General features: G+C 42.6%; 12 protein-coding genes. 6 read left to right on the top strand and 6 right to left on the bottom strand.

Going from position 1 to position 13,569, the window contains the following annotated elements:
- The first annotated feature begins 17 nt into the window (after nt 1–17).
- The 4 genes from cysD to cysC are packed head-to-tail and all read left to right on the top strand — an operon-like array spanning nt 18 to nt 4,826.
- Nucleotides 18–926 (top strand): sulfate adenylyltransferase subunit CysD, encoded by a 909-nt coding sequence (gene cysD, locus SFRI_RS16450; protein WP_011638626.1) that lies wholly within the window; start codon nt 18–20, stop codon nt 924–926.
- A 60-nt stretch (nt 927–986) separates the two neighbouring features.
- On the top strand, nt 987–2,429 hold the full coding sequence (gene cysN / locus SFRI_RS16445) for a sulfate adenylyltransferase subunit CysN (protein WP_011638625.1): 1,443 nt from the start codon (nt 987–989) through the stop codon (nt 2,427–2,429).
- Nucleotides 2,430–2,432: 3 nt separating this feature from the next.
- Nucleotides 2,433–4,157 carry an SLC13 family permease gene (locus SFRI_RS16440; RefSeq protein WP_011638624.1) on the top strand — a complete coding sequence of 575 codons (1,725 nt, stop codon included), beginning with the start codon at nt 2,433–2,435 and terminating at the stop codon, nt 4,155–4,157.
- 45 nt (nt 4,158–4,202) lie between these two features.
- The gene (gene cysC, locus SFRI_RS16435) at nt 4,203–4,826 is read left to right on the top strand and encodes an adenylyl-sulfate kinase (RefSeq protein ID WP_011638623.1); all 624 of its coding nucleotides are present in this window, start codon (nt 4,203–4,205) and stop codon (nt 4,824–4,826) included.
- Between the two features lie 149 nt (nt 4,827–4,975).
- Here cysC and SFRI_RS16430 read toward each other — a convergent pair whose 3' ends face one another.
- The 4 genes from SFRI_RS16430 to SFRI_RS16415 form a co-directional block, all read right to left on the bottom strand.
- Entirely contained in the window at nt 4,976–6,142 is a 1,167-nt protein-coding gene (locus tag SFRI_RS16430; protein ID WP_011638622.1) for a membrane dipeptidase, read from the bottom strand.
- A 27-nt stretch (nt 6,143–6,169) separates the two neighbouring features.
- Nucleotides 6,170–6,625: a SufE family protein gene (locus SFRI_RS16425; protein ID WP_011638621.1), complete on the bottom strand. Its 456-nt coding sequence runs from the start codon at nt 6,623–6,625 to the stop codon at nt 6,170–6,172.
- A 65-nt stretch (nt 6,626–6,690) separates the two neighbouring features.
- Complete coding sequence (locus SFRI_RS16420; RefSeq protein WP_011638620.1) at nt 6,691–7,980, bottom strand: aminotransferase class V-fold PLP-dependent enzyme; 1,290 nt, start codon at nt 7,978–7,980, stop codon at nt 6,691–6,693.
- 112 nt (nt 7,981–8,092) lie between these two features.
- Nucleotides 8,093–9,133, bottom strand: coding sequence for an NADP(H)-dependent aldo-keto reductase (locus SFRI_RS16415; RefSeq protein WP_011638619.1), 1,041 nt, complete (start codon nt 9,131–9,133; stop codon nt 8,093–8,095).
- 180 nt (nt 9,134–9,313) lie between these two features.
- Between SFRI_RS16415 and SFRI_RS16405 the strand changes: the two genes are divergently transcribed.
- A complete protein-coding gene (locus tag SFRI_RS16405) occupies nt 9,314–11,269 on the top strand; it encodes an ankyrin repeat domain-containing protein (protein ID WP_011638618.1) in 1,956 nt (651 codons plus the stop codon).
- A gap of 71 nt (nt 11,270–11,340) precedes the next feature.
- On the opposite strand, the gene SFRI_RS16400 is transcribed toward SFRI_RS16405, so the two are convergent.
- Nucleotides 11,341–11,862: a GNAT family N-acetyltransferase gene (locus SFRI_RS16400; RefSeq protein ID WP_011638617.1), complete on the bottom strand. Its 522-nt coding sequence runs from the start codon at nt 11,860–11,862 to the stop codon at nt 11,341–11,343.
- Nucleotides 11,855–12,427 carry an inosine/xanthosine triphosphatase gene (yjjX, locus tag SFRI_RS16395; RefSeq protein WP_011638616.1) on the bottom strand — a complete coding sequence of 191 codons (573 nt, stop codon included), beginning with the start codon at nt 12,425–12,427 and terminating at the stop codon, nt 11,855–11,857. The genes SFRI_RS16400 and yjjX overlap by 8 nt, the downstream gene beginning before the upstream one ends.
- A 277-nt stretch (nt 12,428–12,704) precedes the next feature.
- On the opposite strand from yjjX, the gene SFRI_RS16385 reads away from it, so the two are divergent.
- Nucleotides 12,705–13,508: a DUF4097 family beta strand repeat-containing protein gene (locus SFRI_RS16385; RefSeq protein WP_011638615.1), complete on the top strand. Its 804-nt coding sequence runs from the start codon at nt 12,705–12,707 to the stop codon at nt 13,506–13,508.
- The last annotated feature ends 61 nt before the right edge of the window (nt 13,509–13,569 follow it).

The following is a 13,569-nucleotide window of genomic DNA, read 5'->3' as shown; positions in this document are numbered from 1 at the left end:
GGTAATGGAGAATCATCATGGCAGGCCGTTCGTTAAGCCATTTACAACAACTGGAAGCCGAAAGCATCCAGATTATCCGTGAAGTAGCAGCTGAGTTTGGTAATCCTGTCATGATGTATTCGATAGGTAAAGATTCATCGGTGATGCTGCATCTTGCGCGCAAAGCTTTTTACCCGGGTAAAATTCCATTTCCGTTATTACATGTCGATACGGGTTGGAAATTCAAAGAAATGATTGCCTTTCGTGATGCACAAGCCAAGGCGTTTGGTTTTGAGTTACTGACTCATACTAATCAGGAAGGTGTTGAACAAGGTGTTGGCCCATTTACTCATGGCAGTGCCAAGCACACTGACATTATGAAAACCCAAGGGTTAAAACAAGCATTGAATAAATATGGTTTTGATGCGGCTTTTGGTGGCGCACGACGTGACGAAGAAAAGTCTCGTGCCAAAGAGCGGGTATACTCGTTCCGTGATAAGCACCATCGTTGGGACCCTAAAAACCAACGTCCAGAGTTATGGCGCACCTATAATGGCGCGGTCAATAAAGGCGAGAGCATTCGAGTGTTCCCTTTATCTAACTGGACTGAGCTCGATATTTGGCAGTACATCTATCAAGAAAATATTGAAATCGTACCGTTATATTTTGCAGCCCCTCGTGCTGTAGTAAACAAGGGTGGTCAGCTCATCATGAAAGATGATGACCGTATGCCGTTAGAAGAAGGTGATGTTGAATCGGTTGAACGGGTTCGTTTTAGAACCCTAGGTTGTTATCCGCTAACGGCGGCGATGCCTTCAGAAGCCGACACCTTAGAAAAAATTATTGAAGAGATGCTGTTAACTCGTTCAAGTGAACGTCAAGGTCGCTTAATTGATTCTGACCAAAGTGCGTCAATGGAGCAGAAAAAGCGTCAAGGCTATTTCTAAACAATTGAACATGGTTGTTTTATCAACCCAGCATGCGAACGAATTTGAGTGAGAAAGATTATGGACCAAGCAAAAAACAATACCGACCGTATGGCAGCAGAGATCCAGCTGCACGGTGTAAAAGAATATTTAGCCTTACAACAAAACAAAGGCTTACTGCGTTTTTTAACTTGTGGCAGTGTCGATGATGGTAAAAGTACCTTAATTGGACGTTTACTGCATGACAGTGCGCAAATCTATGAAGATCAGTTAGCGAGTCTAAAAAGTGACAGCGCGAAGATGGGCACTACAGGTGAAGCCATTGACCTTGCGTTATTGGTCGATGGTTTACAAGCTGAGCGTGAGCAAGGTATTACTATTGACGTGGCTTATCGTTATTTCTCTAGTGAAAAACGTAAGTTCATCATTGCTGATACTCCTGGTCATGAACAATATACTCGTAACATGGCAACGGGCGCATCTACCTGTGACTTAGCGGTTATTTTGGTTGATGCACGTTATGGTGTCCAAACCCAAACTAAACGCCATGCCTTTATTGCATCATTATTAGGTTTACGTCACTTTGTTGTTGCCGTGAATAAGATGGATTTGGTCGGTTTTGACCAAACTGTATTTGAAAAAATTCAAACAGACTTTACTGAATTCGTTAAAGATTTTGGCGATTTAGATATTCACTATGTGCCGTTATCTGCCTTAAATGGCGACAACGTGGTTAACCGCAGTACGCAGTGTGATTGGTATAAAGGTGGCACATTACTTGAGCTACTTGAAACTATCGATACCCAGCGCGAACTGAGCGATCTACCGGTGCGATTCCCTGTGCAATACGTATTACGTCCTAACTTAGATTTTCGTGGTTTCTCTGGCACATTAGCGTCAGGAATCATTAAAGTGGGCGATGAATTAGTTGCATTGCCATCAGGAAAACGCAGTAAAATCGAGCGTATTGTGACTTTTGATGGTGATTTGCAAGAAGCCGTAGCAGGCCAAGCCATTACCATAACCCTTGAAGATGAGATTGATATTTCACGCGGTGATTTATTGGCTCACCCAGCTACTGCACCAGAAGTTGCTAACCATATTGTTGCTGATATGGTGTGGATGGATGAAAAACCATTACAGATCGGTCAATTATATGATGTGAAAGTCGCGGGTAAGAAAACTCAAGCCGTCGTGAGCGAAATTGAATATATTACTGATGTGAACACGCTTGAGCGCAGTGCTGCAAGCTCATTAAGTTTAAATACCATTGCCCGAGTAAAGTTAGATTTAACTGAATCGATTGTGTTAGACGCTTACAGCTTGGTACGTGATACTGGCGGGATGATTTTAATCGACAGATTATCTAATGCTACCGTTGCAGCGGCCATGGTTGTCAGTGGACATCAAGGCGATAAGCAAACCAACACTGAGTTTAGTGCATTTGAAGTCGAGTTTAATACGTTAGTGCGTAAGCATTTCCCGCATTGGAATGCTCGCGATATTAGCGTGCTTGGAAAATAAATAATGAGCGAAATATGGTTGTTAGCGATTATCTTGTTAGCACTGGTCGGTGGACTTCTTGCTGGGCTTGCAACACCGGCCGCCATGTTTTTCTTCGCTTCATTACTTTGTTATATCCTCGGGCTAGTTGATTTAAATGTAGCCCTTGGCAGCTTTACTAATAACGGACTAATCACTTTGGTGCTGTTGGTGCTGGCTGCCACAGCTCTCGAGAAAACCTCATTACTGGGCAAATTAAGCCAAGTGATAGGGAAAGGCTCGTTATTTTCTACCCTGGCTAAGTTAGGTATATCGACGGCGTTGTTGTCGTCGTTTACCAATAATACAGCTGTTGTAGCATCGTTAATTGGCGTTGTGCGTCGTAATCAAGCGCATGCTCCTTCTAAGTTATTGTTGCCATTAAACTATGCTGCAATCCTCGGTGGTACGCTTACGCTCATTGGTACTTCTACCAATTTGATTGTTAACTCATTTGTTGAAAATGCTGGCCTTGAACCTCTGGGATTTTTTGAGTTTTCACAAGTTGGCGCATTAGTTGTCATAAGTGGTTTAGTCGTGTTGACCATAATGGCTAACTTTTTACCCGATAGACGTGAAGAGTCCGAAGATGAAGCATTGCCTTATCTATTGGAAGCCCATGTTGCTAAAACCTCTACTTTAGTGGGTAAAAGTGTCATTGATAACCGTTTGCGCGCACTTAAAAAACTCTACTTAGTTGAATTAGAACGCAGCGGTATACGTATTTGCCCTGTGCCACCACAAATGGTGCTGCAAGCCGATGACGTTTTGCGTTTTAGTGGCGCGGTTGAGTCGGTTGAGCTATTGCATCAGTTTGATGGTTTAGAGTGGTTTGGTAAGCAGCATGCTAAAGGCCAAAATTTGGTTGAAGCGGTTTTAGCGCCATCATCAAGTTTAGTTGGTACAACCTTAAAAGATTCGCGTTTTCGTGAAGTCTTTGATGCAGCCGTAATGGCTATTCGTCGTGGTCATATTCCGTTAAAAGGCGGACTAGGCGATGTGGTGCTACAACCCGGTGATGTGTTACTGCTCACGCCTGGCGATCGTTTTTCTAAGAGCCCTAATTTAACCAGCGACTTTGCTGCAGTTAGCGGCTTAGATTTAAGCGTTCGTTTAGATGAAAAACGCGGTAACTGGGTGCTTGTTGGATTTGCATTAACCATTTTGGCCAGCATTTTTGATGTATTACCTTTAGCCAAAGGCTTAGTTTTATTATTACTCAGCTACGTGGCGATTGGCGCGATAACCTTAAGTGAGCTTAAACGTCGCTTCCCGTTAGAACTGGTGGTGATTGTAGGCAGTGCCTTAGGCTTAGCTAACTTAATGGTCACAACCGGCCTAGCAGACGTCATGGCGCAAACTTTATTGAGTGTGTTTAATGGCTATGGTGTGTTTGCCGCCTTTGTTGGGATTTATCTGATTACGTTAATTGTCACCGAGTTGATAACTAACAACGCTGCTGCAGCACTGGCGTTCCCGGTGGCTTATGCGGTCGCGACCAGTTTTGGTGTCGATCCTCGGCCGTTTATTATGGCGGTGGTATTTGGTGCAAGCGCGAGTTTTATTTCGCCTTACGGCTATCAAACTAATCTCATGGTATTTAATGCCGGTAATTATAAATTCAGCGATTTTGTGCGCTTAGGTTTACCGTTATCCATCGTATATTCATTAGTGGTTATTTTTTCGATCCCGTATTTCTTCCCGTTTTAACAAAGAATTTTAGTGTGGTGTAACAACCATTCGATAGGAGTAGTGATGAGTAATATTGTTTGGCATCAACATGCCATTGACCAAGCTGCCCGTGGCGCCCAAAAAGGCCAAAACCCAGTATTGTTATGGTTTACGGGATTATCTGGCTCGGGTAAATCAACCCTCGCAGGCGCATTAGAACGGGCGTTATTTGAGCATGGTTTCCATACCTATTTACTTGATGGTGATAATGTTCGTCATGGTCTGTGTAAAGACTTAGGCTTTAGCATTGAAGATCGCGATGAAAACTTACGTCGTGTTGGTGAAGTGGCTAAGTTAATGGTTGATTCAGGTTTAGTGGTGCTGTCGGCATTTATCTCACCAACACGTGAAGAACGTGATCGCGTCCGAGCATTATTTCCACAAGGTCAGTTTGTTGAAGTCCATGTGTCTACACCATTGAGTGTGTGTGAATCGCGAGACCCGAAAGGCTTGTACGCTAAAGCTCGCAAGGGAGAAATTACTAACTTTACCGGTATTTCATCACCTTACGAAGTGCCAGAGTCTGCGGAGTTAACCATTGATACCAGCAAAGGTGATCTTGATACTCAGGTACATGGTTTACTGGCCTACTTAAAAGCGATTGATGTGCTTAATCCACCAAGAGAAATTGCTGGTGCAGGGATTTAAACGGCACTAAATCGGCAATTAAATTGATAACCAAATCGATATCTAAATCGAGAAGAATAAAAGGGCTGATGTGTTATATAACATCAGCCCTTTTTTATTATTGAGTCTCTGTTGCTGCAAGCGCTTAAACACTGAGCATTTGAGATCGATTATACCAATACTTGTTTGAGCACTCTTTGCCAGTTTTCACCCATAAAACGATCGCGATCGGTAGATTTGAAACGAGCTTTTTTCAAGGCATCGTCGATGCGGCTCATGCGGTCGATACTGTTGAGCTCTGGAATCACTACATGCTTGGGTTCAACGTCAAAACCTAATACATTTTTGTCTTCTAAGCTGTGCCACCACTCAAGGTACTCTTTTATCCCTTCGCTATTATTGTTATCTAACGCTAATAGGTTTTCTTGACCACGCAGTGGGAAATCATTGGCGATGGCTACGCAATCAAAGCCGCCCACTTTAGCAATATAAGCAAGTTGCTTTATGTAGTCTTCTATCGTTGGAATTGGCTTGTTGGTGAGCCAAAAGCTCATCATGAACACCCCAAATACTCCGCCGTTATCGCCAATGGCACGGATAACTTCATCGGGTGAGCAACGGGCATTGTTGACAATAGCGCGCGCAGCACCATGGCTTTGCATTACAGGAGACTGGCTGGCTTTTATTGCATCAAGGGCCGTTTGGGCGCTTGAGTGACTCACATCGATAAGAATATTTTTCCGATTAAGCTCTGTTATGAGCTCACGCCCAGCGCCGGTTAATGGGGTATTTAAACTATTTAAGCCATTATTATCTAATGCACCACCGGCATAACGATTACCATAATGGTGTGTCAGCTGCAGTACCCGTAAACCCTGTTGATGCAAATTATCTAGTTGTTGCCATTCATTACTTAAACCGTCATTTTCAACACAATCAGCGCCTTGAATTTGAAAAAACACCGCGGTTTGTTGCTGTGTTTTAGCTTTACTAATGTCAGTACCTGTAAGCCCTTGCAGGTACACGTCTGGATTGGCTTTTACCGAATTAGCCGCTTGGGTAATACTGTTGATGCAGGCTTCATAAGTGCGTTTGTAATTTTTAGTGCCATCAGCTTGTTCAATGGTTTCAATCGCCGAGACATCGGCGATAAAGGCGTCGAGTTTTGAGGCTTTAACATCATTGATGTCGGTCGGTAAAAATGATAAACCATCAATGTATAAACGACGTGGTTTAGCGGCCCATGCAGGAAATGAGCTTAAAGGGCTTAATAATGTGGCTGCTCCAAGGCCTTTTAACATATGACGGCGAGCTTGGTTACAGACTTTTTGGGTCATTATTATTCCTTAGTGTTGGCAAGTATTTCAGGTACCAACATCTTGTGTATAGGCAACGATGGCTTGCGCTAACGCAGTTAAACCATTGGTACGAGATGGACTTAATTGGCCGCTTAATCCGAGACGGTCAAAATACTGTTTTACATCAAATTGCTGTATTTGCTCGGTGGTTTTACCTTGGCAGGCGACCAGTAACAATCCAATTAAGCCTTTTACAATACGTGCATCGCTATCGGCCAGATAAAAATGTCGGCCATTTAGCGTGTAATGGTACAACCATGCTTGGCTTTCACAGCCTTTAACTTGTGCATCCGCTTGTTTAAATTCCGGCGCGAGAGGCGGTAATAATTTTCCCAATAACATTATCTGGCGGTATTTATCTTGCCAGTTATTGGCTTGCTCAATGAGGTTAACTGCTTCAACTAATTCATCCGATAAAGGCGAAAATAACTGCGGTGAAGGTGCGGTGCTTGGGTTTAACATGGTAGTTCAATTAGCCTCGGCTGTAGATAATAGATGTATCTGGATCAGCGTGTAGTACTTTAACACTATAACAATAACTCTTTTACAGTATTAAGTGCATGAATAAATTGATCAACATCTTGCTTATTAGTATAGATGCCTATTGATGCACGGCAACAGCCGCCTAAATTAAGGCTGGTCATTAGCGGCATAGCGCAATGATGACCACAACGAACGGCCACAGCTTGTTGGTCGAGTAAAATCCCCACATCTTGGTGATGTTCACCTTGCAGATTAAAAGCCACAGCACCAATATTATGGCGTTGACCATCAGCGCAGTGCTTATCACCGGAGTGCTTATCATTGGTAATACCATACAATTCGATAGCGCCAAGTTGTTGCAGTTGCTGCTGTAAATAGCGCAGCAATTGTTGTTCATGTGCAAGTATTTGCTCGCGTGGCAATTGCTGTAAAAAATGAATTGCAGCCCCTAGGCCAATCACTTCTGCGATTGCGGGCGTGCCAGCTTCAAGGCGATTTGGTAACGCACCAAACTCAGTCTGTTCAAAACTCACGGTTTTGATCATCTCGCCGCCAGTGAGCATTGGGGTTAATTTATCGAGCTCTGTATATCGACCATATAAAACTCCCACCCCTGTTGGCCCATACATTTTATGGCCTGAAAACACATAAAAGTCACAATCAATTAGTTGTACATCAACGGATAAATGGGCAATGGCCTGAGCGCCATCAACCAAGGTTAGTGCGCCGACGGCTTTGGCTTTTGCGACTAGCTCATTGACTGGGTTTAATGTGCCCAAGGCATTTGACACATGGCATAGGGTAACCACTTTAGGTTTTAGGGCTAATAATTGATCAAAAGCGGTTATATCCAGTTGCGCGTCTGTTGTCAGCGGGATCGGTTTGATCACCGCACCGGTGCGCTTTGCCAGTTCCTGCCAAGGAACAATATTGGCGTGGTGGGCTGCGGTATCAACTAATATCACATCATTTGGCTTGATCTGTGACGTCAGTCCGTAGGCCACCATATTGATCGATTCTGTGGTGCCGTGGGTAAAAATGATTTCGTCTTGACGCTGGGCGTGGATAAATTCAGCCACTTGTTGACGAACCGCTTCATATTGTTGAGTTGCCCGTGCAGACAATTGATGCGCCGCACGGTGCACATTGGCGTTGTTGAGTTGGTAGTACTCGGTCATAGCATCAATGACCGCTTGCGGTTTTTGGCTCGTTGCTGCGGTGTCTAAGTAACACAAAGGATGATCGCCAATGGTCTGTTTAAGCGCCGGGAATTGATCGCGTAGTGCTTGGTGATCAAATAAAACGGCAGACGATAATGACGATGCAGGCTTCATAAATAAGGGTTTCTGTATTGAAAATAAAAGGCATCAAGATCTTCAGTGATCTTGATGCCCATTGCAAGGTTTTGTGGCGATAAGCTCAATTAGTCAGGCGGTTATTGTTTTCCTACGGACAAGGGAAACGGTATAACGCCGATAATTCGTTAATTCTTATCATCAGCTCGTCAGATAAGCTGACTTTGTGGCTGTCGATGTTTTGCTTTAACTGATGTAAATCCGTTGCACCAATAATATTAGCAGCAACAAATTTGCGGCTATTTACAAATGCTAAGGCCATTTCGGTGGGCGACAAACCAAATTCACGGGCCAAATCGATATAAGCTTGCGTCGCTTCCAGAGCCATAGGGGTACTGTTGTAGCGGGCAAAGCGTTTAAATACCGTTAAACGTGCGCCTTCAGGCCACTGATTATTTTCGTATTTACCGGTTAAGGCACCAAAGGCTAACGGCGAATAAGCTAATAATGGCACTTCTTCACGATAACTGATTTCAGACATGGCGATTTCGTAGCTGCGATTAAGCAAGTTGTAAGGATTTTGCACACTAATAATACGTGGTAAATCATGCTTTTCAGCTAATTTAAGGTATTTCATAAAGCCCCAAGGGGTTTCATTAGAAATGCCGATATAACGCACTTTACCTTGCTTAATGATTTCTGCTAAGGCTTCAAGGGTATCTAAAATAGGCGTGTAGTGCTCTTCTTCATCGTGTTCATACATCATTTCGCCGAAGAAATTGGTGTTTCTATCTGGCCAATGTACTTGATACAAATCGATAGTATCGATTTGTAAGCGCGCTAATGAGTCATCAACAGCTTGATGGATGTTGCGCCAATCCAGAGCCATATCTTTACGGATGTAATCACCTTTACCACCAGGCGCAGCCACTTTAGTGGCAATCACTAAATTGTCGCGATTACCTTGCGCTTTGAGGTAGTTACCAATGATACGTTCGGTTTCACCCTGGGTTTCAGCTTTAGGTGGAACCGGGTACATTTCAGCGGTATCAATAAAGTTAACGCCTTGACCAATAGCATAATCGAGTTGAGCAAAAGCGTCGGCTTGAGTATTTTGTTCTCCCCAAGTCATGGTGCCGAGGCAGATTTTACTCACCTCAAGGTTAGAATGCGCGATACGTTGATATTCCATGATCATCCTCCTATGGAATGTGCTTAATCTGAGGCTACCAAGCTTTTGCATCGTTGCAAAGCGCTATAAGACACTTGCCGTAAGACTGCTTGAAAAGTATTCAAAATCACTTGTTCATGAGGTTATCTCATATAACTGTGATATGTTTTCGCTAATGGGAGTTGTTATCAAAGGATTGTTATGAAGTTTCGATTGTGGATTGTATTAGTGGCCATTTTATTTGTGGCTTTGACCGGCGGGTTGTATTTTAACCAACAGTTAGCCGATCCGATTGCATCGACGCCATCTCCGGCCAGTAAAACACTAGATAATCAAATTCAAACTCCTTCTGAGCCCGTCCAAGAAACCGATGCTACAGCTATTGCGGTTACCAATTTTGCCGTCTGTAAAACACTGCTGCAAAATAATGATAAACACAGTGGTAATTGGGCTCGTGATCATTACCTTAGCTGGGACAAATATCTCAATGATTACAGTTTAGATGACGTCACCATGGTGACTGACAAACTATTAAATTCTAATTTTGCCGTGATGTTTAGGGTAGAGCAGTTACGAAAAGATTCTACGTTAGCTCAATTTAATCAAAAGGCTACCAAGGATGTTAAACAAGAACTGATTAAACAAGGGCATGAACTAAGCGGTTTTTTTGCTGGAATCAAAATGTCAAAGAAAGTGCCGGCCCCCGAGTTTGAAAATCTATCGAGCTTATCAGCTACAGAGCAACAATCCGTTTTTATCACAACCCCACCCTCTATTGATGATGCTGCTGCGTTGATGCTCGATGAACACGTCTCGAACCAAACTATCATTTCGCTCCTTGCACATATTGATAATCTTAATGCTTCCGTCGGATTTGATAAACTCGATACGATTTCAGTACTCGATTATGCTATTGATGCTTCGCGAGCTGAGGTTGTTAGTTATTTATTTAAACGAGGTGTAGAGCCTAGCAAAGATGCCTATATGGGCTCGTCAATGGAATGGGCTCTTAGCCGTTTAATGGTGGGCGATGCCAATAAGGCCGATGCGGCAGCTATAGTGCAGCAATTACAAGGCAAACAAGCCAATGCACGCTTTAATCAGCAAGACAGTAGTTTAGTTGAAGGTTTCTTTCCTAGACAATATTATCGGTTTGAGCCTGCTGAGATAGCATTAATACAGCAACAATATGGGCTCGATTTACTCCAAATTGGCGCACGAGATGAACTTAGCATAAGCGATGAGCATCCATTGTTACTTGAATTACTCGCGCAACAACAAGCCTATACAGAAAAAGCCTTGAAGGTGTCGGATTTAGCAAAGGTACTGCCACAGTGCCGTAATACAATAGATAAGGTTAATGCAAAGTGGCAACCTAAAGATGCATATCTTCTTATTGGGCAGGCTGATAAAACTTACACTGATAACCCTGATAAAACTATTGAGCAGCTTGCTAAGGTTGACCCTAGTCTAGTGGATTGTATGCTAAAACGGGTTGGTGATTATCAGCGTAGACAACAATTTATCTCCAATCTAGATCCTATATTTCGTTTATTGAGTGAAGGTAAAGTCATTGATTTTATCGACTCGATATTGGCTAAACCATTAAATGACGCGAATAAAAATTGGGTTTTTAGTCAGGCACTAGAATTCGATAGCCATTTTTACGATGACTTATTTAACAGTGAGTTGTTTGTTGATCCAATACAATATTTTGACTTTAATGACCGAATGTTTTCTGTTGACTTTCTAACAGGGTTAGAAGAGTCTAGTTATGATTTACACGGGCATGATTATAGAGGGAAAACCTTACTTTTTTATGCAGTAGTTAAAGGTAATGTAGATATTATCAAGCGATTAGTTGATGATAAGTTTCCCTTTATCATTAATGATACAGACCCACAGTTAAGTAAAGGGCTCGATCCCTTACATGTCGCATTAAGTATTGAACCTTGGCAATTTAAGCCAGAAGATGCCGTTGAAAAAGTGGATTTGTTAATGCGCTACCAACCTAAAATCGATGAGTTTCATTTACGTCGAATGGGTTTGATAAAGTTAAAATACCCCGATGTTTATCAACAAATTATCAGTGCCTATCCGCAGCTCAAGGTTGTTGATGACAACGCGTTACCTCTGAGTATATGTGGATATAGTTAATCAAAAGTTAATCAAGCATTGAACGAGATGAGAAGGAGAGCTAAGCTCCTCCTCTTACTCAGGTTGTAACACTACAGCGCTTTTATCATCGCGATTTCACAGGCATCGTGGCCGGTTTCGCCTAAATGCTGACAGTGACTAAAGCCCAGTTTTTCATAGAGTGCTAGTGCTTCAACTAGCACTGCCGTGGTTTCTAAATACATTGATTGATAGCCTTGTTGCTTGGCGAACTCAATACACTGACGGGTTAATGGCTTCGCCATACCTTGACCACGTATAGCGCGAGAAAAATACATTTTTTGTAATTCACATACGCCGTCATTTTTTGCTAATGGCGCAATTCCAGCGCCGCCAACCACTTTGCCTTGATACTCAATCACCCAGTATTGTGAACCTTCAGCTTGATACACCTCACTTAAACAGTCGAGGGTTTTATCGGCTACGCTAAAGCCTTTATCTGGGGTTAACCCATATTCTGCAGACACTTCACGAATAACCGCTGCTAATGCGGCATCGTCATGTGCTTGTAATGTTCTAATCAAGGGTGCCTGCAAGTTGTCTTTGGTTGCATTTGCTTGCTGATTTTCAGTCATTAAATAATTCCGCATTGATAAAAGGAGCCATTGCCAGCACTAATGCTTGGGTATAAATGCTTTCGCGGGTGGCTAAACCTCGAGTGAGCAAGCCAATCGCGCCACCTTTTTGTTTAATATTATGAGTGTTAAATACTCGGTCCATTACTTTGCCAAGTTCTTCACCTGCTTGTAAAGCGTTAAAAATTGACTGTGGCAACGGCAAGTTAGCGCTACGACCTACAGATAATGTGCCGTTATGGATAATGGCCATGTAAGCAAAGGTGGCTGGGCTGTGATCAAACTGATCGACTCCGCCTTCCATTGCCACATAAAAGTCAGCATGTTGATCGACTACTTTTGCATTGGCTTGGCAAAATTGAGCTCGGTTGATGGCACCCAATTTAGTTTCTGCTTCGGTCATGGGTTGGTCTGCCACCAGTGATGGTGCATGCATGCCAGTACAATCAATATGAACATCAGGGAAATATTGTCCAATAGCCTGTTTTGCAGCATTGATTTTAACTGGGTTGGTTGAACCAACAATGATAGTTAACGTTTGTGGTATCGCAGTAAAAGTTGGCATAGGGTTATGTTCTTATTTGTTTGAGTTAACCATGTTGGGCACAGTAGTGAAGTTAACCACATTGTAAGGGATTTTAACCATTTGGGGTTTGATGACGTAGTTAATTTTAGTACTGATAATTGTAACTTGTTGTAAATAATGATTTTGTTTAGTTGGTATGAAACCTGCTAAATGATTGTTAATTGCCGCTAACTCATACAAACATCAGTTAACTTTATTAATAACATCTGTTTAGTGGGCTAAGCTTATTTTTATCCTCATAAAAGGAATTAATCTTATGTCTATTCGTATCGCAACCATTAGTGTCACGGTCGGGCTTATTCTAGGTGCCACCCTATTTGGTGCTTCGCAAAGCGAAGCCGAGTCTGTATTTACGTCATCGTCAGAGCAAAACAATACAAATCTTAACTTAGTAAAACAGCAATTAAATCTTGATGCTGGATCATTAACTGAGTTAGTCGCCAATACTGGCGCCGGCAAGTTAACAATTGTCGGGGTTGAAGGCTTAAAAGAAGTTAGCGTACATGCCGATATTTACACCCAATCATTGGATCAAGATGACATCGAAATTAAGCTCAGCTTGACCCGAAAAGGTGATAAGGGCTATTTATTATCAAAAATACACAGTGATCACTATTTCGGTGAATCACCTTATATTGATTTATTGGTAGAAGTACCAGCGGCGCTCGCATTGAATATTAAAGACGGTTCAGGGCCCATCCAAATAGATGATGTTAGTGCGGATATTGAGTTGATCGATGGCTCTGGCAGTATTGTGATGAACCACATTGGCAAATTGGTATTAGTTGATGGTTCAGGCTCTATTAATATTAGCGAGGCTAAAGGCGCGATTGAGTTGCAAGATGGCTCGGGCTCCATTCGCATTAACCATGTTATTGGTGATGTGAGTATTGAAGATGGTTCGGGTTCAATCAAGGTTAATCAAGTCTCCGGATTGGTTAAGATAAATGATGGTTCCGGTGGCATTGATGTGGCTAACACCAAAGGTTTGACCATTGTTAATTCTGGGTCTGGTAGTGTCGATTATCAAAATATCGATGGCCCACTAACCCTAGACTGATGCTCAGCCACATTAAGCTCAGGTAAATCAAACTTAAGCTTATTTGGTCAAGATGTTCAAG

The organism is Shewanella frigidimarina NCIMB 400 (assembly GCF_000014705.1).
Taxonomy (GTDB): domain Bacteria; phylum Pseudomonadota; class Gammaproteobacteria; order Enterobacterales; family Shewanellaceae; genus Shewanella; species Shewanella frigidimarina.
The sequence above is the reverse complement of the archived record's forward strand: the minus strand, read 5'-3'. Positions and strand labels throughout refer to the sequence as shown.

What these genes read in the sequence shown, in the direction of transcription:
- SFRI_RS16400 (WP_011638617.1), bottom strand. Translation starts at nt 11,862, where the DNA reads ATGACTGAAAATCAGCAAGCAAATGCAACCAAAGACAACTTGCAGGCA.
- SFRI_RS16385 (WP_011638615.1), top strand. Translation starts at nt 12,705, where the DNA reads ATGTCTATTCGTATCGCAACCATTAGTGTCACGGTCGGGCTTATTCTA.
- SFRI_RS16440 (WP_011638624.1), top strand. Translation starts at nt 2,433, where the DNA reads ATGAGCGAAATATGGTTGTTAGCGATTATCTTGTTAGCACTGGTCGGT.
- SFRI_RS16415 (WP_011638619.1), bottom strand. Translation starts at nt 9,133, where the DNA reads ATGGAATATCAACGTATCGCGCATTCTAACCTTGAGGTGAGTAAAATC.
- SFRI_RS16430 (WP_011638622.1), bottom strand. Translation starts at nt 6,142, where the DNA reads ATGACCCAAAAAGTCTGTAACCAAGCTCGCCGTCATATGTTAAAAGGC.
- SFRI_RS16405 (WP_011638618.1), top strand. Translation starts at nt 9,314, where the DNA reads ATGAAGTTTCGATTGTGGATTGTATTAGTGGCCATTTTATTTGTGGCT.
- SFRI_RS16420 (WP_011638620.1), bottom strand. Translation starts at nt 7,980, where the DNA reads ATGAAGCCTGCATCGTCATTATCGTCTGCCGTTTTATTTGATCACCAA.
- yjjX (WP_011638616.1), bottom strand. Translation starts at nt 12,427, where the DNA reads ATGCCAACTTTTACTGCGATACCACAAACGTTAACTATCATTGTTGGT.
- SFRI_RS16425 (WP_011638621.1), bottom strand. Translation starts at nt 6,625, where the DNA reads ATGTTAAACCCAAGCACCGCACCTTCACCGCAGTTATTTTCGCCTTTA.
- cysC (WP_011638623.1), top strand. Translation starts at nt 4,203, where the DNA reads ATGAGTAATATTGTTTGGCATCAACATGCCATTGACCAAGCTGCCCGT.
- cysN (WP_011638625.1), top strand. Translation starts at nt 987, where the DNA reads ATGGACCAAGCAAAAAACAATACCGACCGTATGGCAGCAGAGATCCAG.
- cysD (WP_011638626.1), top strand. Translation starts at nt 18, where the DNA reads ATGGCAGGCCGTTCGTTAAGCCATTTACAACAACTGGAAGCCGAAAGC.